This window comes from Mycobacterium sp. 852014-50255_SCH5639931 (genome assembly GCF_001665605.1).
GTDB lineage: Bacteria > Actinomycetota > Actinomycetes > Mycobacteriales > Mycobacteriaceae > Mycobacterium > Mycobacterium paraffinicum.
This window is the reverse complement of sequence record NZ_LZSV01000023.1, coordinates 15,749-30,813: the sequence shown is the minus strand read 5'-3', so window position 1 is coordinate 30,813 and position 15,065 is coordinate 15,749. Positions and strand designations below refer to the sequence as shown.

Genomic DNA, 15,065 nt, shown 5'->3' with positions numbered 1-15,065 from the left:
CCACAACCTGGGCCGAAGCTCGGTTAGGGCTCGATCCGGCGTCAAAACGGCATCGGCGGCCCGCCGATCACCGGTCAGCCCGGGTGCGTCTGTGACCATGGCGGCGCGGCCGGTGCGGCAGCAGAAATGCAAAAGAAAGGGGCAGCCGATGGCTACCCCTTATGCGTCGGCGATGCCGCTAGTCGTCGAAGCGACGGCGGAACCGGTCTTCCATCCGACTGGTGAACGAGCCACCACCGCCCTTGTTACGGCGCTGGCGGAGCGACCCGGGCGCCGATCCGGGGTGGTCGGCCCGGCCGGACAACCGCGGGCCGGTGATGGCGAATACCACTCCGCCGAACATCACGATGAACCCGAAAACACTGAGAATCGGGAAGTTTCCGATCATGGTGGCCTTGAACGCCACCCCCGAAACCAGCATCGCCAGACCGATGACGAACAACGCCGCGCCCTGCAGGCGCCGGCGCGCGGTGGGTGCACGGAACCCTCCGCCGCGGACGCTCGACGCGAATTTGGGGTCTTCGGCGTAGAGAGCGCTCTCGATCTGATCGAGCATCCGCTGCTCATGATCGGAGAGTGGCATTCGTCCCTCCTTGCCGACAGTCTGACGCGTAACTATCGATAGCACGCGGATGCCCGTTGTGGGGGCAACTAATTGAAATGATACGAGGTCAATCTGCGCCTTACCACTGGTTCGGTGGCGATTCTATCCTGGCCGGTGCTCGGCACCCGCGGGAACCGGAACGGCCGTGCGCTACAACCGGCTTCCCCACCCGCGGTCGCCCGTGGGTTCGTTGCCGCGGCCGCTCGCCGAACAACCTCCCCCGGGTCCGATAATGGCGATGACGGCCCGGGCCGAGCGGCCACACGAAGCCGAAGCGCCGGAGCACACGATGAGGAGGAAACCGCAACTTGGCGATATTCCTCATCGATCTGCCGCCCACCGATATGGAGCGCCGCCTCGGTGACGCCCTGAAGGTGTACGTCGACGCGATGCGGTACCCGCGGGGCACCGAAAACCAGCGCGCGGCCATGTGGCTCGAGCACATCCGCCGGCGCGGGTGGCAAGGGGTGGGCGTCGTGGATGCCGAGGTGGGCGACGACGCGGACGCCCCGATCCCGCAGGCGGCCGAACTGAGCAATGCACCGTTGCTCGGCGTGGCGTACGGCTACCCGGGGGCGCCCGGGCAGTGGTGGCAGCAGCAGGTCGTCCTCGGCCTGCAACGCGGCGGCCTGCCGCCCCAGCAGATCGCCGGCCTGATGAGCAGCTACTTCGAGTTGACCGAGCTGCACATCCATCCCCGCGCGCAGGGTCGCGGGCTCGGCGAGGCGCTGGCCCGGCGGCTCCTGGCCGGCCGGGCCGAAGAGAATGTCCTGCTGTCCACGCCGGAGACCAACGGTGAGCCGAACCGGGCCTGGCGGTTGTACCGGCGGCTGGGCTTCACCGACGTCATCCGCGGCTATCACTTCGCAGGGGATCCACGGGCATTCGCGATCCTGGGCCGCAAGCTGCCGCTGTGACCGCCGGCTCGAGGGCGCGCCCGGGCGAACGCGCGAAAGCGGCACGCCCGATCTGGCACGATGACCTGGTGCGCGCCAGCCATGCCCCGCCCCGAACCCGTGGATTCACCGCTCGGCGGCGCCGCTTCGTGGCCATCGGGATGCTGCTCATGCTGGTGCCGCTGGCCACCGGGTGCCTGCGGGTCAGGGCGTCGCTCACCATCTCACCCGATGACCTGGTGTCCGGCGAGATCGTCGCCGCCGCGAAACCCAAGACGCCCAAGGACACCGGCCCCCAGCTCGACAGCAACAACCTGCCGTTCAGCCAGAAGGTGGCGGTGTCGAACTACGACAGCGACGGTTACGTGGGTTCGCAAGCGGTGTTCTCCGACCTGACCTTCGCCGAGTTGCCGCAGCTGGCCAACATGAACTCCGACGCGCAGGGCGTGAACCTCACCCTGCGCCGGAACGGCAACCTGGTGATCCTCGAAGGCCGAGCGGACCTGACCTCCCTGACCGATCCCGAAGCCGATGTCGAACTGACCGTCGCCTTTCCGGGCGTGGTGACCTCCACCAACGGCGACCGGGTCGAATCCACGGTGGTCTCCTGGAAGCTCAAACCGGGCGTGGTGAGCACCATGACCGCCCAGGCCCGTTACACCGACCCGAACACGCGGTCCCTGACCGGGGCGGGCGTGTGGCTGGGCATCGCGTCCTTCGCGGCGGCCGGCGTGGTCGCGCTGCTGGCCTGGATGAACCGCGACCGTTCGCCGCGGTTGACCGCGCCGCGCGACCAGCCGCCGAGCTAGAGCCGCCGGGCCGGTGACCAGTACGCCAGCATCTCTGCGAACGTCTGGAAGGCGGGCCCCGACACCCCGTAGGTCGCCTCGAGGTGGATGCTCAGCGGGAAGCCCAGCTCAGCTACCCCGTCGATCACGCGCTTGTACAGGTCGACCATGAGCTGGCGCTTCTGGGGCGGTTCGCTGCCGGCCAACCGCTTGACGAACTCCTGCTCGTCGGCGACCACCTGGTTACCCGGGTCCTGAATCAGCCAGTTGATCAGGCCGACCCGGCTCTCCATCTTCGGGACGAAGCCGAACGACAGCAGGATTTCCGGCCGGTGATCGGTGTTCTTGGCGAATTCGCGCAGAAATCCCACGATCGCGTCGGAGTACAACAGCTGGGTCATGCCGTAGGTCGCGCCCTGGTCACACTTGAAGTTGAACCGGCCGTGCTCCCCTTCGCGGGTGGGAATCAGGATTACGCCGCGGTTGGGCACCAGCTCGCGATAGATCGACAAGGCGTCGGTGGGCGCGACGCCGGAGCCTTCCCCGTCGTTCATGGTGCGCGGGACGCCTACGAAGACCACGCCCTCCATCCCGGCCGCGCGCAGATCGGTCAGCCGCCGGCGCAGCGTCGGCTCGTCGGAGAAGGCGGTGACTTGGGTGCACAGGCCGTGGATTCCCGGCAGCTCGGGCTTGACGATCGACCAGAAGTCCAGCACGTCCAGCTTCGGTTTCATCGTGATGGGACGGTCGTCGTCCTCGGCGATGATTCCCGGGATCATCACGTGCCGGAGCCGGCCGTCCAGACCGGATTCGGCCGAGTACTGCACCACCTTTCGCGCGTCTTCGAGTGCCCGCTCCCGGCCTTCATCGGCGTTGGGCGGCACCAGCTCGAGCGCAATGGTGTTGAGTGTCACGCGGCTTCTCTCCATCCGACGAATGCTTGGGGCATCACCCGGCCGCACACCAGCGGGCGGCCCCGACACCCCAGCCAGCATAGGCGTGGGGTGCCCACCCGCTTTCGGGGGAATAGTGAGCCAGTCGAAGCAACCGCGGTCCCCCATCCACGCCAGGTTGGAAGGATCTCCGATGCCGCGCCGAATACACTGGTCGGGCCTGCCACACGCAGACACGTCGAGGGAGAAAGGGGCGCCGCGCTGAGCCTGAAAGCTTCAGAAGCAGCGGCAACCGTCGAGTTGACCGGCGCCATCACCGATCGACTGCGGCAGTATTTGCACGACCGGCGCGCCGACACCGCCTACATCGGCGGCGACTACGAAGACCTCGTCGCCGCGCTCGAAGCCTTCGTGCTCAACGGGGGCAAGCGGCTGCGGCCAGCCTTCGCCTACTGGGGCTGGCGCGCCGTAGCGACCGGGGAACCCGATTCCGAAGCGCTGCTGCTGTTTTCCGCGCTGGAGCTGCTGCACGCCTGCGCGCTGGTCCATGACGATGTGATCGACGACTCCTCCACCCGCCGCGGCCGGCCGACCGCCCATGTCCAGTTCGCGGAGTTGCATCGCGATCGGCAGTGGCGCGGCTCCTCGGACCGGTTCGGCATGTCGGCCGCCATCCTGCTCGGGGACCTCGCGCTGTCCTGGGCCGACGACATCGTTTTTCGCGTGGGCCTGTCACCCGAGGCCGCGCGGCGCGTCCAGCGGGTGTGGGCCGAAATCCGCACCGAGGTGCTGGGGGGTCAGTACCTGGACATCGTCGCCGAGGCCAGCGCCGCCGAATCGATCGCGTCGGCGATGAACGTCGACACGTACAAGACGGCCTGTTACACCGTGTCGCGACCGCTGCAGCTGGGGGCGGCCGCCGCCGCCGACCGGCCCGACGTGCAGGACGCCTTCGGCCGATTCGGGACGGACCTCGGCGTGGCGTTCCAACTCCGGGACGACGTGCTGGGCGTGTTCGGGGACCCGGCGGTGACCGGCAAGCCGTCCGGTGACGACTTGCGGTCGGGCAAGCGCACCGTGCTGCTGGCCGAGGCATTGGAGTTGGCGGACAGGTCGGATCCGTTGGCGGCCAAATTGTTACGCGACTCGATCGGGGCGCAGCTGACGGACGCCGAGGTCGATCGGCTGCGTGAGGTGATCGAGTCGGTGGGCGCCCTGGCCGCGGCCGAGCGACGCATCGCCGAGCTGACGCAACGGGCACTGGCCGCGGTGGCGGCCGCGCCCATCAACGCGGCGGCCAAGGCCGGATTGTCCGAGCTGGCCAGAATGGCCACCGACCGGTCCGCCTGAGCCGATGACCACGCCGACGCACACCCCGCCGTCCGACACGCCGGCAACGGAACCGCCTGGCGGTGGGTGGTTTTCGCGGCTGCACGCATTCACCACCACCACGCAGTCCCGGCCGGCGAAACTGGGAATGCTCGGTTCGGTCCTGATCGGCGTGGGCGGCCTGGGTGCGGGCAGCACCCGTCAACACGACCCGCTGCTGGAGTCAATCCATATGTCGTGGCTGCGTTTTGGCCACGGCCTGGTGTTGTCGTCGGTGGTGTTGTGGATGGGCGTGGGCCTCATGCTGATCGCATGGCTGGGGCTGGGCCGACGCGTGCTAGCCGGCGAAATGACCGAGTTCATGATGAAGGTCACCACGGGCTTCTGGCTGGCGCCGCTGCTGCTGTCGGTGCCCGTCTTCAGCCGGGACACCTATTCGTATCTGGCCCAGGGCGCCCTGCTGCGCGATGGACTGGATCCCTACGCCGTCGGACCGGTCGCCAATCCGAACAACCTGCTGGACAACGTAAGTCCCATCTGGACGATCACCACCGCCCCCTATGGCCCGGCGTTCATTCTGGTGGCCAAACTCGTCACGATGCTCGTCGGCAACAACGTGGTGGCCGGAACGGCGCTGCTGCGGCTGTGCATGCTGCCGGGGCTGGCCCTGCTGATCTGGGCCACCCCGCGATTGGCCCGCCACCTGGGCACCAACGGCTCGACGGCCTTGTGGATCTGTGTTCTCAACCCGCTCGTGCTCATCCATCTGATGGGTGGGGTGCACAACGAGATGCTGATGGTGGGACTGATGGCCGCCGGCATCGCGCTGAGCTTCGCCGGCCGCCACGTCCTCGGCACTTCGCTGATCACCGTGGCGATCGCGGTCAAGGCCACCGCCGGGATCGCCCTGCCGTTCATGGTGTGGGTGTGGACGCGGCATCTGCGCGACCGCCGCGGGTACCGGCCGGCCTGGGCGTTCGTGGCGGCCACCGCGGTATCACTGCTGGTCTTCGCCGTCGTGTTCGGCATCCTGTCGGCGGTGGCAGGCGTGGGCCTGGGGTGGCTGACGGCACTGGCCGGGTCCGTGAAGATCATCAACTGGCTGACCGTTCCGACCGCGGCCGCAAACATCATCCACGCCGTGTTCAGCGGCTTCTTCGCGGTGCACTTCTACCCCTTGCTGCGCATCACCCGCTTCATCGGGATCGCGATCATCGCGGTGTCGCTGCCCCTGCTGTGGTGGCGGTTCCGGCGTGACGACCGGGCCGCCCTGACCGGCATCGCGTACTCGATGCTGGTGGTGGTGCTCTTCGTCCCCGCGGCTCTGCCGTGGTACTACTCCTGGCCGCTGGCGGTGGTGGCCCCGCTGGCGCAGTCCCGGCGGGCGGTCGCGATCATCGCCGGCCTGTCGACGTGGGTGATGGTGATCTTCAAACCCGATGGCTCGCACGGGATGTACTCGTGGCTGCATTTCTCGCTGGCCACCGCCTGCGCGCTGATCGCCTGGTACAGCCTCTACCGTGCCCCCGACGAGCGGGCCGGCATAACCGAGGAAGCTGCCGCTCAGTAAGCCCTCAGCAAGCCATCGCCTGTGCCCGACGCACGACTTCCCGAGCCTGGTGCGCGTGCAGCGCGTCGACGGGGCGGGCGTTGCTGACGGCATCCCGGCTGCCGTCGTGGGTGATCGTCAGCGACGGATCGCGGGTGAACAACCACCGCACGATCTCGGTGTCGTGGTAGCCGCCGTCGTGCAGGATCGTCAACAGTCCCGGCAGGCTCTTGACCACCTCACCGGACTTGGTGAAGAACACCTGCGGCACCACCAGGCCACCCTCGCGCTTCACCGCGACCAGGTGACCTTCCCGCAATTGCTGCTGAACCTTGCTGACCGAAATCCGGAGCAATTCGGCGACCCGCGGCAGGTCGTAGGTGGGCTCGTCGGGATCCAGAACATCGTCACCGGCAGGAACACTGCTCACCCGCGCAAGTGTAGGCCTTGGCACCCTGATTGAACCCGTGTTCTGACGCCCAATCACACCGTCACCCCTACGATGGCCCCGTGGCCGGACCCGGGACGCGAGACCCCTTGGACAGCGCATTGCTGGATGGCCGCTACCTGGTGCAGTCCAAGATCGCCAGCGGCGGCACGTCAACGGTGTACCGCGGCCTCGACACGCGGCTCGACCGCCCCGTCGCGGTGAAGGTGATGGATTCCCGATACGCCGGCGACGACCAGTTCCTGACCCGGTTTCAGCGCGAGGCCCGCACCGTCGCACGGCTGAAGGACCCCGGCCTGGTCGCGGTCTACGACCAGGGCTTGGACGCCCGGCACCCCTTCTTGGTGATGGAGCTCATCGAGGGCGGCACGCTGCGCGAGCTGCTGGCCGAGCGCGGGCCGATGCCGCCCTATGCCGTGGCCGCGGTGCTGCGACCGGTGTTGGGCGGCCTCGCCGCCGCGCACCGGGCCGGTCTGGTCCATCGCGACGTCAAGCCCGAGAACGTGCTGATCTCCGACGACGGCGACGTGAAGATCGCCGATTTCGGTCTGGTCCGTGCCGTCGCGGCCGCTGGAATCACCTCGACGAGCGTGATTTTGGGAACCGCGGCCTACCTGTCGCCCGAGCAGGTGCGCCACGGCGACGCCGGTCCCCGCAGCGACGTGTACTCGGCCGGGATTCTCACCTACGAGCTGCTGACCGGGCGCACCCCGTTCACCGGCGACTCCGCGTTGTCGATCGCCTACCAACGGCTGGACACCGATGTGCCGCCGCCCAGTGCCGCGATCGACGGTGTGCCCCGGCAGTTCGACGAGTTCGTGCGGCGCGCGACCGCGCGCGACCCCGGCGACCGGTATGCCGACGCGATCGAGATGGGCGCCGAGCTCGACGCGATCGCCGAAGAACTTGCGCTGCCGGACTTTCGGGTCCCGGCGCCGCGCAACTCCGCGCAGCACCGGTCGGCGGCCCTGCAACACAGCCGAATGAGCCAGCGCCCGGACACCGCCGCGCCGCCCGCGGCCGCAGCGGTCCGCCACCCCACCCGCCAATTGACGCGCGGCCCCGAGGACTGGTCCGAGCCGCAGCACCCGCCGCACTCCGACGACGAGCCCGACGACTACGAATACCAGCCCGTCACAGGGGAATTCGCCGGCATTCCGATCAGCGAATTCGCGTACGCCCGGCAGCACGGCCGGCGCATGGTGCTGATCTGGGTGGCGCTGGTGCTGGCGCTGACCGGGCTGGTCGCCACCGCGGCGTGGACGATCGGGACCAACCTGGACGGGCTGATAGCGGGCTAGTCGCGCAGCATCTCGGCGACCAGGAACGCCAACTCCAGCGACTGCTGGGTGTTCAGCCGCGGGTCGCATGCCGTCTCGTAGCGCCCCGCCAAGTCCAGGTCCGAAATGTCTTGCGCCCCACCGAGGCATTCCGTGACGTCCTCGCCGGTGATCTCGACGTGGATGCCACCCGGGTGCGTGCCCAGCGCGCGGTGCACCTCGAAGAAGCCCTGCACCTCGTCCACGACGCGGTCGAAATGCCGGGTCTTGTATCCGTTGGACGACTCGTGGGTGTTGCCGTGCATGGGGTCGCACTGCCAGATCACCTGGTGACCGGTCGCCTGGACCTTCTCGACGATGGGCGGCAGCAGATCGCGCACCTTGTTGTTACCCATCCGGCTGACCAACGTCAACCGGCCCGGCTTGTTGTGCGGGTCAAGCCGTTCCACGTATTCGACCGCCAGTTCCGGGGTCATCGTCGGACCGATCTTCACGCCGATCGGGTTGGCGATCACCTCCGCGAACGCGATGTGCGCGCCGTCGAGCTGGCGCGTCCGCTCGCCGATCCAGACGGTGTGCGCCGACAGGTCGAACAGCTGCGGCTCCCCGTCCTCGCTCTCCGACAACCGCAGCATGGCCCGCTCGTAGTCGAGCACCAAAGCCTCATGGCTGGCGTAGATTTCGGCGGTCTGCAGGTTGCGGTCAGCCACGCCGCAGGCGCTCATGAACCGCAGACCCCGGTCGATTTCGGTGGCCAGCGCCTCGTAGCGGGCGCCGGACGGCGACGTCCGGACGAACTCCCGGTTCCAGTCGTGGACCAGGTGCAGCGACGCCAGGCCCGACGACGTCAGCGCCCGCACCAGGTTCATCGCCGCGCTGGCGTTGGCGTACGCGCGCACCAGCCGCGACGGGTCGTGCTCGCGCGCGGCGGCATCCGGGGCGAAGCCGTTGATCATGTCCCCGCGGTAGGACCGCAACCCCAGGGCGTCGATGTCGGCCGAGCGCGGCTTGGCGTACTGGCCGGCGATGCGGGCCACCTTGACCACCGGCATGCTGGCGCCGTAGGTCAGCACCACGGCCATCTGCAGCAGGGCGCGGATGTTGCCCCGGATGTGAGGCTCGGTGTTGTCGGTGAACGTCTCCGCGCAGTCCCCGCCCTGCAGCAGGAACGCCTCGCCCTTGGCGACCTGGGCCAGCTGCTCCTGCAGCCGGAGGATCTCCGAGGGCACCGTCACCGGCGGCACGCTCTCGAGGACCGTGCGCATCGCCGCCGCCTGTTCGGCCGGCCAGCTGGGTTGCTGGGCGGCCGGCTTGGCCAGTGCGGCGTCCAGCCGCGCCCGCAGGTCGTTCGGCAGCGGGGGCAGCGACGGCAGCTGGTCGATCGGGATGTCGACGGTCCAGTTCATCGGTCCATGGTAACCGGGGCGCCAGGGTGACTGATCAGCGCGAACGTCGTCCCGGCGGGCTCAGGCCGATGCAGCGTCGTTCGGATCGCTCCCGCGGCCGTCCGCCTCCGCCGATGCGATCAGCCGGAATCGCCGCATCTGGTCGCGGGCGTCGACCAGCGCGTCGTGGGCATCGCGCGACCGCGGCGGCATGGGCGGGCAACCCCGGTCCTCCCACAGTTGCCGCAAGTCCCGGGTGAAACGGGGCAGCGCCCGTGGCAGTTCGGGCATCGTGCCCCACAGCTGGCACAGGGCGACGTGGTCGTAGGCGCCGATCCACGCCCACAGTTCGATTGGGTCGGTGCCCTGGACGCCAAAGAAATCCTCGAGGTCCGAGCGGATCTGCCTGCGCGAGCGCCACAGCTGCGACGAAGGCGGTGGCAGCTTGGGCAGCACGTTGGCACGCACCCAGCCGCCGGCGCGCTCGGGATCGAACTCCGTCGACACGGCGTAGTACTCGCGGCCGTCCTCGGCGACCACCCCGATGGAGATCAACTCGATGGTGCGGCCGTCCTCGATGAATTCGGTGTCGTAGAAGTACCGCACCGGTGAAAGCCTATCTGCTGATCAGGATGGGACCCGTCGGCGGCGGTGCCGCATGTACGTCGTGGTCGAGCTGGGCGTCGACCGCGCGTTCGTCGGGCAGGCGGGGCGTGCCCGCGATTGCGCACTGCAGATACAGCTTGGCCCGCACCACCGGGCGGCGCAGCGTCCGTTCGCGTTGCAGCGCGCGGCGCATCTTCTCGGGTTGGTTGGTGTATCGCCAGCGAGCCCAGGGCGCATGCGGGCGGGACAGCCGGACCGCGCCGATGACCAGCAGCACGACGATGAACATGCCGAGCAGCCCGGTCCATACCTTGCCCTTGAGCACGACGATCACGGCCAGCGGCAGCGTCAGCACCAGTCCGCCGGCCACCGCGGCGCGCAGCGGCCAGGAATCGGTTCCTTCCCAGATCGGCAGGAAAAACATCAGCGGATGCAGGCCCATGATCAACAGCCCGGCTACTCCCACCGCGGCGAACACGGCGTCCACCGAAGTGCGCCCGTCCTCCGACCAGTAGACGTCGGACAGGTGCAGGATCAACGCGTACTCGTCGAGCACCAGGGCCGCCCCGATGCCGAAAAATATTGCGGACAAGGTGAATTCGGGCTCGTGTCCGTCGATGGCCAGGGTGACCAAGGTCAGGCCGGAGAGCAGCACCAGGACGACGCCGAACGTCACGTGGTGGATGTGGACCCCGCTGACATGGACATTGCGCGGGTGCCACCAGCTGGCCGGGCGGCCGGTCTCGGAGCGGTGGCGGATGAACCGCACGAACGTCCGCGTGACGAAAAACGTCAGGATGAACGCCACCAGGCAGCACAGCAGGGGCAACCGGCCGCCCTCGAGGATGTCGTGCGCGAACCAGCGCGTCACCCGCAGCACGAACCAGTGGAGCACTCTTGAAACGTACGCCTGTGGTCGTCGACACCGCCGGAAGCCGCGCGGAGGGACGTACCACGTCCGCGCACCGATTACGCTGTTGTGCGACATGAGTAGATGGCGGGCGCCCGACGCGGGCCACCCAAGCAAACGTGGCCCCGGGCAGGTCCTGTTGTGGTGCGGTCTTTGGCTGCTGACGGCGGCGGGGCTGGGCTACGTGGCCTGGCAACTGTTCGGCCACATTCCCTATCGCATCGATATCGACGTGTATCAGATGGGCGCGCAGGCGTGGATGCAGGGACATTCGCTGTACCACGGTGATGTGCTGTTCCACACACCGATCGGGCTCAACCTGCCGTTCACCTATCCCCCGCTGGCGGCGATCATGTTCTGCCCGTTCGCCTGGCTGCACATGCCGGCCGCCAGCGTCGCGATCACGGCGTTGACGTTGGTGCTGCTGGTGGTGTCCACCGTGATCGTGCTGACCCGCCTCGACGTCTGGGCCGCATCGACGGCGCTGCCGGGCCCGGCCTGGCTGCGCCGCTGGTGGCTGGCCGTCGTCATCACGCTGGCGGCGACGCCCTGGCTGGAACCCATCACCTCGAACTTCGCCTTCGGCCAGATCAACGTCGTGTTGATGACCCTGGTGATCGCCGACTGCCTGCCGCGCCGCACACCGTGGCCGCGCGGGCTGCTGCTGGGACTGGGCATAGCGCTCAAACTCACGCCGGCGGTATTTCTGCTCTACTTCTTGCTGCGTCGCGACAACCGGGCGGCACTCACGGCCGTGGCGTCCTTCGTGGTGACGACGGCGGTGGGTTTCGTTCTGGCATGGCGTGATTCGTGGGAGTACTGGACGCACACCCTGCCGCACACCGATCGGATCGGCGAGGCGGCGCTGAACACCGATCAAAACATCGCCGGGGCACTGGCCCGGCTCGGGCTGGGCGAGCAACAGCGCTTCCTGCTGTGGGTGGTGGCCTCGCTGCTCGTGCTCGCGCTGACGGTGTGGGCGATGCGCAGGGTGCTGCGGGCCGACGAGCCCGTGCTGGCGGTCATCTGCGTCGCGTTGTTCGGGTTGATGGTCTCCCCGGTCTCGTGGTCACACCACTGGGTGTGGGGGTTGCCGACGGTCGTCGTGCTCGCCGTCCTGGCCTGGCGGCGCCGCAACGTGACGCTGGCCGTGGTCGGTGCCGCGGGGGTGGCGTTGATGAGATGGTCGCCGATCGACCTGCTGCCCAAGCATCACGAGGTGTCGGCGGTCTGGTGGCGTCAGCTCGCCGGGATGTCCTACGTGTGGTGGGCGCTGGCCGTCATCGTCGCGGCCGGGCTGACGGTGACCACTCGCAAGCCGTCGCCGGATTCGGCGCCGCAAGAATTGACGCCGGTGACAGCAGCCGGCTAGTCGAGCCCGCGGATCAACCGACGGCGGTTTCCGGGATCCGGGCGGCCTCGCTGGTCGATCCCTCGCCGTTGCGGCTTTCCTTGACGCTGGCGGCGTAGATGTCGACGTACTCCTGGCCAGAGAGCCCCATCAGCTCGTAGATCACCTCGTCGATGACGGCGCGCTCGATGAAGCGGTTGCCGGCCAACCCCTCGAATCGGGAGAAGTCCATCGGCTTACCGAAGCGAACGGTGACCCGCCCGAAGCGCAGCATGTTCGTCCCCGGCGGGTTGACGACGTTGGTGCCGATCATCGCCACCGGGATCACCGGGACGCCGGTGTGCAGGGCCAGCCGCGCCAGACCGGTCTTGCCCTTGTACAGCCGGCCGTCCGGCGATCGGGTGCCTTCGGGGTACATCCCCAGCAGCTTGCCGGTCGAGAGCAGCCGCTCGGCGGTGGTCAGTGCGGCCTGCGCGCTGTCGGCGTCGGTCCGGTCGATCGGCACCTGGCCCACGGCGGTGAAAAACCAGCGCTGGAACCAGCCCTTCAAGCCGGTCCCCGTGAAGTATTCGGCCTTCGCCAGGAAGGTGATCCGGCGGCGCACCACCAGCGGCAGGTAGAAGCTGTCCATAACGGCCAGGTGATTACTGGCCAGGATCGCCGGGCCGGAACTCGGAATATGTTCCAGCCCTTCAACTTTTGGCCGACCGAGCAAGGCCAGCAACGGGCCGAGCAGTACGTACTTGAATAGCCAGTACCACATGGCCCTCCCTCTCGCCCGCCCGCCGGTGTTCTGCGCCAACTGTACCCACCGCATCCGGAAGGGACCACCTTCGACGCAGCGTGGTCACTCCTCGACGGTGACGGGGATGGGCTGATACCGGGTCCTGGTCGCGGAGTCTGGAGGCTCCGCCTCGGTGGCGCCGTCGCCGGGCGGCCCGTCGGGCGGTGGTTTCGCCGCGCCGTTGATGTCGTCGAGCATGGCCCGGATCACCTCGAGCAGGGCGATGCTGTGGTCGGCGATCACGGTGATCAGCGGGTGCTGCTCACCGGTCGCCAGCGCGGCCAGCGCGCAGACCGGGCACCACACCTGTTGGCACTTGCCGGTCCCGGCTCCCCGTCCCGCCGTCAACGCGGCGGCCGTCCGCACCGCCGGGTCGATCCCGTCCAGGATTGTCTGGGCGAGCCTGCGCAGCTCCGGACCGATATCCGAATGAGCCCCACTCACTTAGGCCACACCTCCGGATCTGGTCGAAATCGCACCGTCAGCTCGCTACCCCGCAATTGTGCGTCTAGCACCGTGCAGCGCCGGAGCACGGACGCCAACCTAACCCTGCGCCGCAATCCGCCGGCGCTGATGATCAGGTCGTCGTCAACACGCCCCAGCGTCAGCGTCGATGGATCGAGTTGCGGCAACGCTAGCCGCATTCGATAAATGGAACCAAGTCCCGTTCCCGATTCCAGGTCCACCGACGGCCGCAATGGACCCGGCGGCGGCGCCCCGCCGCGACGGCGCGCGGAGTCGAGCAACTCGCCCAGGGCCTTGGGGCCGATCGGCTCCCCGGACAGGTGCGGAGTCAACACCAGGGCCACCTCACCAATGGTGGCGTCGAGCTCGTCGAGAACACCACGTTGTTCGGAAATGCGTTCGGCGTACCAGTAAAACGCGGGGTGCTCCGGCAGGTTGCGGTATTCGTAAGATGCGTCTTCGGTCAGAACCTGGTTGACGATCAGTTCCTCGACGCGCACCCCCATCAATGCCAGCGAACCCAGCGTCCGGGCCGCCTCCGCAGCGACCACCCGCTCCGGCGTCAATACCAAGTGCGCGCCGACCAATTCGCCGTCGGTCAGCAGGGTACTGAGCGCCTCGACGCTGGCGCTGATGCGCTCCAGCAGCTCCACCATGGCCGCCGAGCGGGAGTCGTCGGCGCCGACGGACAGCCGCCGATGCCGCGGCCAGGCGCGCTCGACGTAGAGCCCGAAGGTGGCGGGCAAGGTCAACATCCGCAGCGCGTCGGCGGTCGAGGCGCAGTCGACGACGACGCGATCCCAGCGCCCGGAGACGGCCAGCTCGCCGACGGCGTGCAGCCCGAGCACTTCCTGAACACCCGGCAGCGCCGAAAGTTCTTCGGGGGCAATGGTACTCAGCTCAGTATCGGCGAACCGCCGATCCAGCGTGTCGACCACGTCGCGCCAGCGAACCTCGAGCAGGGCCAGGGTGTCCAACGCGAGCGCGTCGAGAAAGCCACCGCCGGCCTGCTCGTCATCGGCAAGGACCCGAACCAGTTCGCCCTGGCTGGGTGGGACGGGGACACCGAGCACGTCGCCGAGTGAGTGCGCCTGATCGGTCGACACCACCAGCACCCGCTGCCCCGCGCTTGCGGCACCGACCGCCGTCGCACAGGCCAGCGTGGACTTTCCTACCCCGCCCTTGCCAACGAAGAGGCTGATTCGGGCCGGGGTGGGCGCCCGCGATTCGCTGGACTCACTCAGCCCTCGACTCGTTTCTTCAGATCCTTCAACGCGGTGTCGGTCAACCGCCGCTCGGCCTTGCGCTTGAGCAGACCGATCATGGGAACGGCGAGGTCAACAGAGAGCTCGTAGGTGACCTCGGTGCCAGATCCCTTGGGCGCCAATCGATATGTGCCCTCCAGCGAACGCAGCAGCGAGCTGGAGACCACGGTCCAACTAACCGACTGCCGGTCCTTGGGCCACTGGTAGGAAATGACCATCGTGTCCTTGAGCACGGCGGCGTCCAGCAGCACCCGCGCGACTTTGGGATAGCCGTCGGCGTCCGTCTCCTGGACCTCGGCTTCCCGGTATTCCGAGATCCACTGCGGATAGGAATCGATATCCGCGATGACGCCCATCACCGTGCCCGGGTCGGCGTCGATGTAAATGGTCTGCGACGTCTTCTCCGCCACCTGGTGCTGCCCTCTCTCCCGCGAGCGGTCGACGCCGCCGGCGGGGAAACTACCGTGCGGGTTTAACCCCCGGGCCTCCGGTCCGAAACGGTACTCTGCCCG

16 protein-coding genes are annotated in these 15,065 nt (G+C 68.2%); 6 read left to right on the top strand and 10 right to left on the bottom strand.

Annotated elements, in window-relative coordinates; genetic code table 11:
* Window positions 1–178 precede the first annotated feature (178 nt).
* Window positions 179–583 (bottom strand): DUF3040 domain-containing protein, encoded by a 405-nt coding sequence (locus A5758_RS13920; protein ID WP_067740794.1) that lies wholly within the window; start codon window positions 581–583, stop codon window positions 179–181.
* 329 nt (window positions 584–912) lie between these two features.
* Between A5758_RS13920 and A5758_RS13915 the strand changes: the two genes are divergently transcribed.
* Window positions 913–1,521 (top strand): N-acetyltransferase, encoded by a 609-nt coding sequence (locus A5758_RS13915; RefSeq protein WP_067200828.1) that lies wholly within the window; start codon window positions 913–915, stop codon window positions 1,519–1,521.
* 140 nt (window positions 1,522–1,661) lie between these two features.
* Entirely contained in the window at window positions 1,662–2,309 is a 648-nt protein-coding gene (locus tag A5758_RS13910; protein ID WP_067201046.1) for a DUF3153 domain-containing protein, read from the top strand.
* Here the strand turns inward: A5758_RS13910 and A5758_RS13905 are convergent.
* Entirely contained in the window at window positions 2,306–3,202 is an 897-nt protein-coding gene (locus tag A5758_RS13905; protein ID WP_067740792.1) for a mycobacterial-type methylenetetrahydrofolate reductase, read from the bottom strand. The genes A5758_RS13910 and A5758_RS13905 overlap by 4 nt on opposite strands.
* 279 nt (window positions 3,203–3,481) lie before the next feature.
* On the opposite strand from A5758_RS13905, the gene idsA2 reads away from it, so the two are divergent.
* Together idsA2 and A5758_RS13895 are read left to right on the top strand one after the other, a co-directional pair.
* On the top strand, window positions 3,482–4,531 hold the full coding sequence (gene idsA2, locus A5758_RS13900; protein WP_067740790.1) for a bifunctional (2E,6E)-farnesyl/geranyl diphosphate synthase: 1,050 nt from the start codon (window positions 3,482–3,484) through the stop codon (window positions 4,529–4,531).
* Between the two features lie 4 nt (window positions 4,532–4,535).
* The gene (locus tag A5758_RS13895) at window positions 4,536–6,080 is read left to right on the top strand and encodes an alpha-(1->6)-mannopyranosyltransferase A (RefSeq protein WP_067200837.1); all 1,545 of its coding nucleotides are present in this window, start codon (window positions 4,536–4,538) and stop codon (window positions 6,078–6,080) included.
* A 4-nt stretch (window positions 6,081–6,084) separates the two neighbouring features.
* Here A5758_RS13895 and A5758_RS13890 read toward each other — a convergent pair whose 3' ends face one another.
* Window positions 6,085–6,489, bottom strand: a complete 405-nt coding sequence (locus A5758_RS13890; RefSeq protein ID WP_067200840.1) for an Rv2175c family DNA-binding protein — start codon at window positions 6,487–6,489, stop codon at window positions 6,085–6,087.
* An 80-nt stretch (window positions 6,490–6,569) separates the two neighbouring features.
* On the opposite strand from A5758_RS13890, the gene A5758_RS13885 reads away from it, so the two are divergent.
* Complete coding sequence (locus A5758_RS13885; protein WP_197503936.1) at window positions 6,570–7,808, top strand: protein kinase; 1,239 nt, start codon at window positions 6,570–6,572, stop codon at window positions 7,806–7,808.
* Here the strand turns inward: A5758_RS13885 and A5758_RS13880 are convergent.
* From A5758_RS13880 to A5758_RS13870, 3 genes are read right to left on the bottom strand one after another with little or no spacing between them, the layout of a single operon-like run.
* Entirely contained in the window at window positions 7,805–9,193 is a 1,389-nt protein-coding gene (locus tag A5758_RS13880; RefSeq protein WP_067740786.1) for a class II 3-deoxy-7-phosphoheptulonate synthase, read from the bottom strand. The two genes, A5758_RS13885 and A5758_RS13880, sit on opposite strands and share 4 nt — an antisense overlap.
* Window positions 9,194–9,253: 60 nt before the next feature.
* The gene (locus A5758_RS13875; protein ID WP_067740784.1) at window positions 9,254–9,778 is read right to left on the bottom strand and encodes a polyadenylate-specific 3'-exoribonuclease AS; all 525 of its coding nucleotides are present in this window, start codon (window positions 9,776–9,778) and stop codon (window positions 9,254–9,256) included.
* A 10-nt stretch (window positions 9,779–9,788) separates the two neighbouring features.
* Window positions 9,789–10,655 carry a hypothetical protein gene (locus A5758_RS13870; protein ID WP_197503673.1) on the bottom strand — a complete coding sequence of 289 codons (867 nt, stop codon included), beginning with the start codon at window positions 10,653–10,655 and terminating at the stop codon, window positions 9,789–9,791.
* Between the two features lie 109 nt (window positions 10,656–10,764).
* On the opposite strand from A5758_RS13870, the gene A5758_RS13865 reads away from it, so the two are divergent.
* A complete protein-coding gene (locus tag A5758_RS13865; RefSeq protein ID WP_067740782.1) occupies window positions 10,765–12,060 on the top strand; it encodes a glycosyltransferase 87 family protein in 1,296 nt (431 codons plus the stop codon).
* Between the two features lie 13 nt (window positions 12,061–12,073).
* Here the strand turns inward: A5758_RS13865 and A5758_RS13860 are convergent, their stop codons facing one another.
* The 4 genes from A5758_RS13860 to A5758_RS13845 all read right to left on the bottom strand — a co-directional run bounded on the left by A5758_RS13860 (window position 12,074) and on the right by A5758_RS13845 (window position 14,963).
* Window positions 12,074–12,802 (bottom strand): 1-acyl-sn-glycerol-3-phosphate acyltransferase, encoded by a 729-nt coding sequence (locus A5758_RS13860; RefSeq protein ID WP_067200860.1) that lies wholly within the window; start codon window positions 12,800–12,802, stop codon window positions 12,074–12,076.
* An 84-nt stretch (window positions 12,803–12,886) separates the two neighbouring features.
* Window positions 12,887–13,267, bottom strand: coding sequence for a hypothetical protein (locus A5758_RS13855; RefSeq protein ID WP_067740780.1), 381 nt, complete (start codon window positions 13,265–13,267; stop codon window positions 12,887–12,889).
* On the bottom strand, window positions 13,264–14,532 hold the full coding sequence (locus A5758_RS13850) for an ArsA family ATPase (protein ID WP_197503942.1): 1,269 nt from the start codon (window positions 14,530–14,532) through the stop codon (window positions 13,264–13,266). The genes A5758_RS13855 and A5758_RS13850 overlap by 4 nt, the downstream gene beginning before the upstream one ends.
* A complete protein-coding gene (locus A5758_RS13845) occupies window positions 14,529–14,963 on the bottom strand; it encodes an SRPBCC family protein (RefSeq protein WP_067740776.1) in 435 nt (144 codons plus the stop codon). Before A5758_RS13845 ends, A5758_RS13850 begins: the two co-directional genes overlap by 4 nt.
* Window positions 14,964–15,065: the final 102 nt, after the last annotated feature.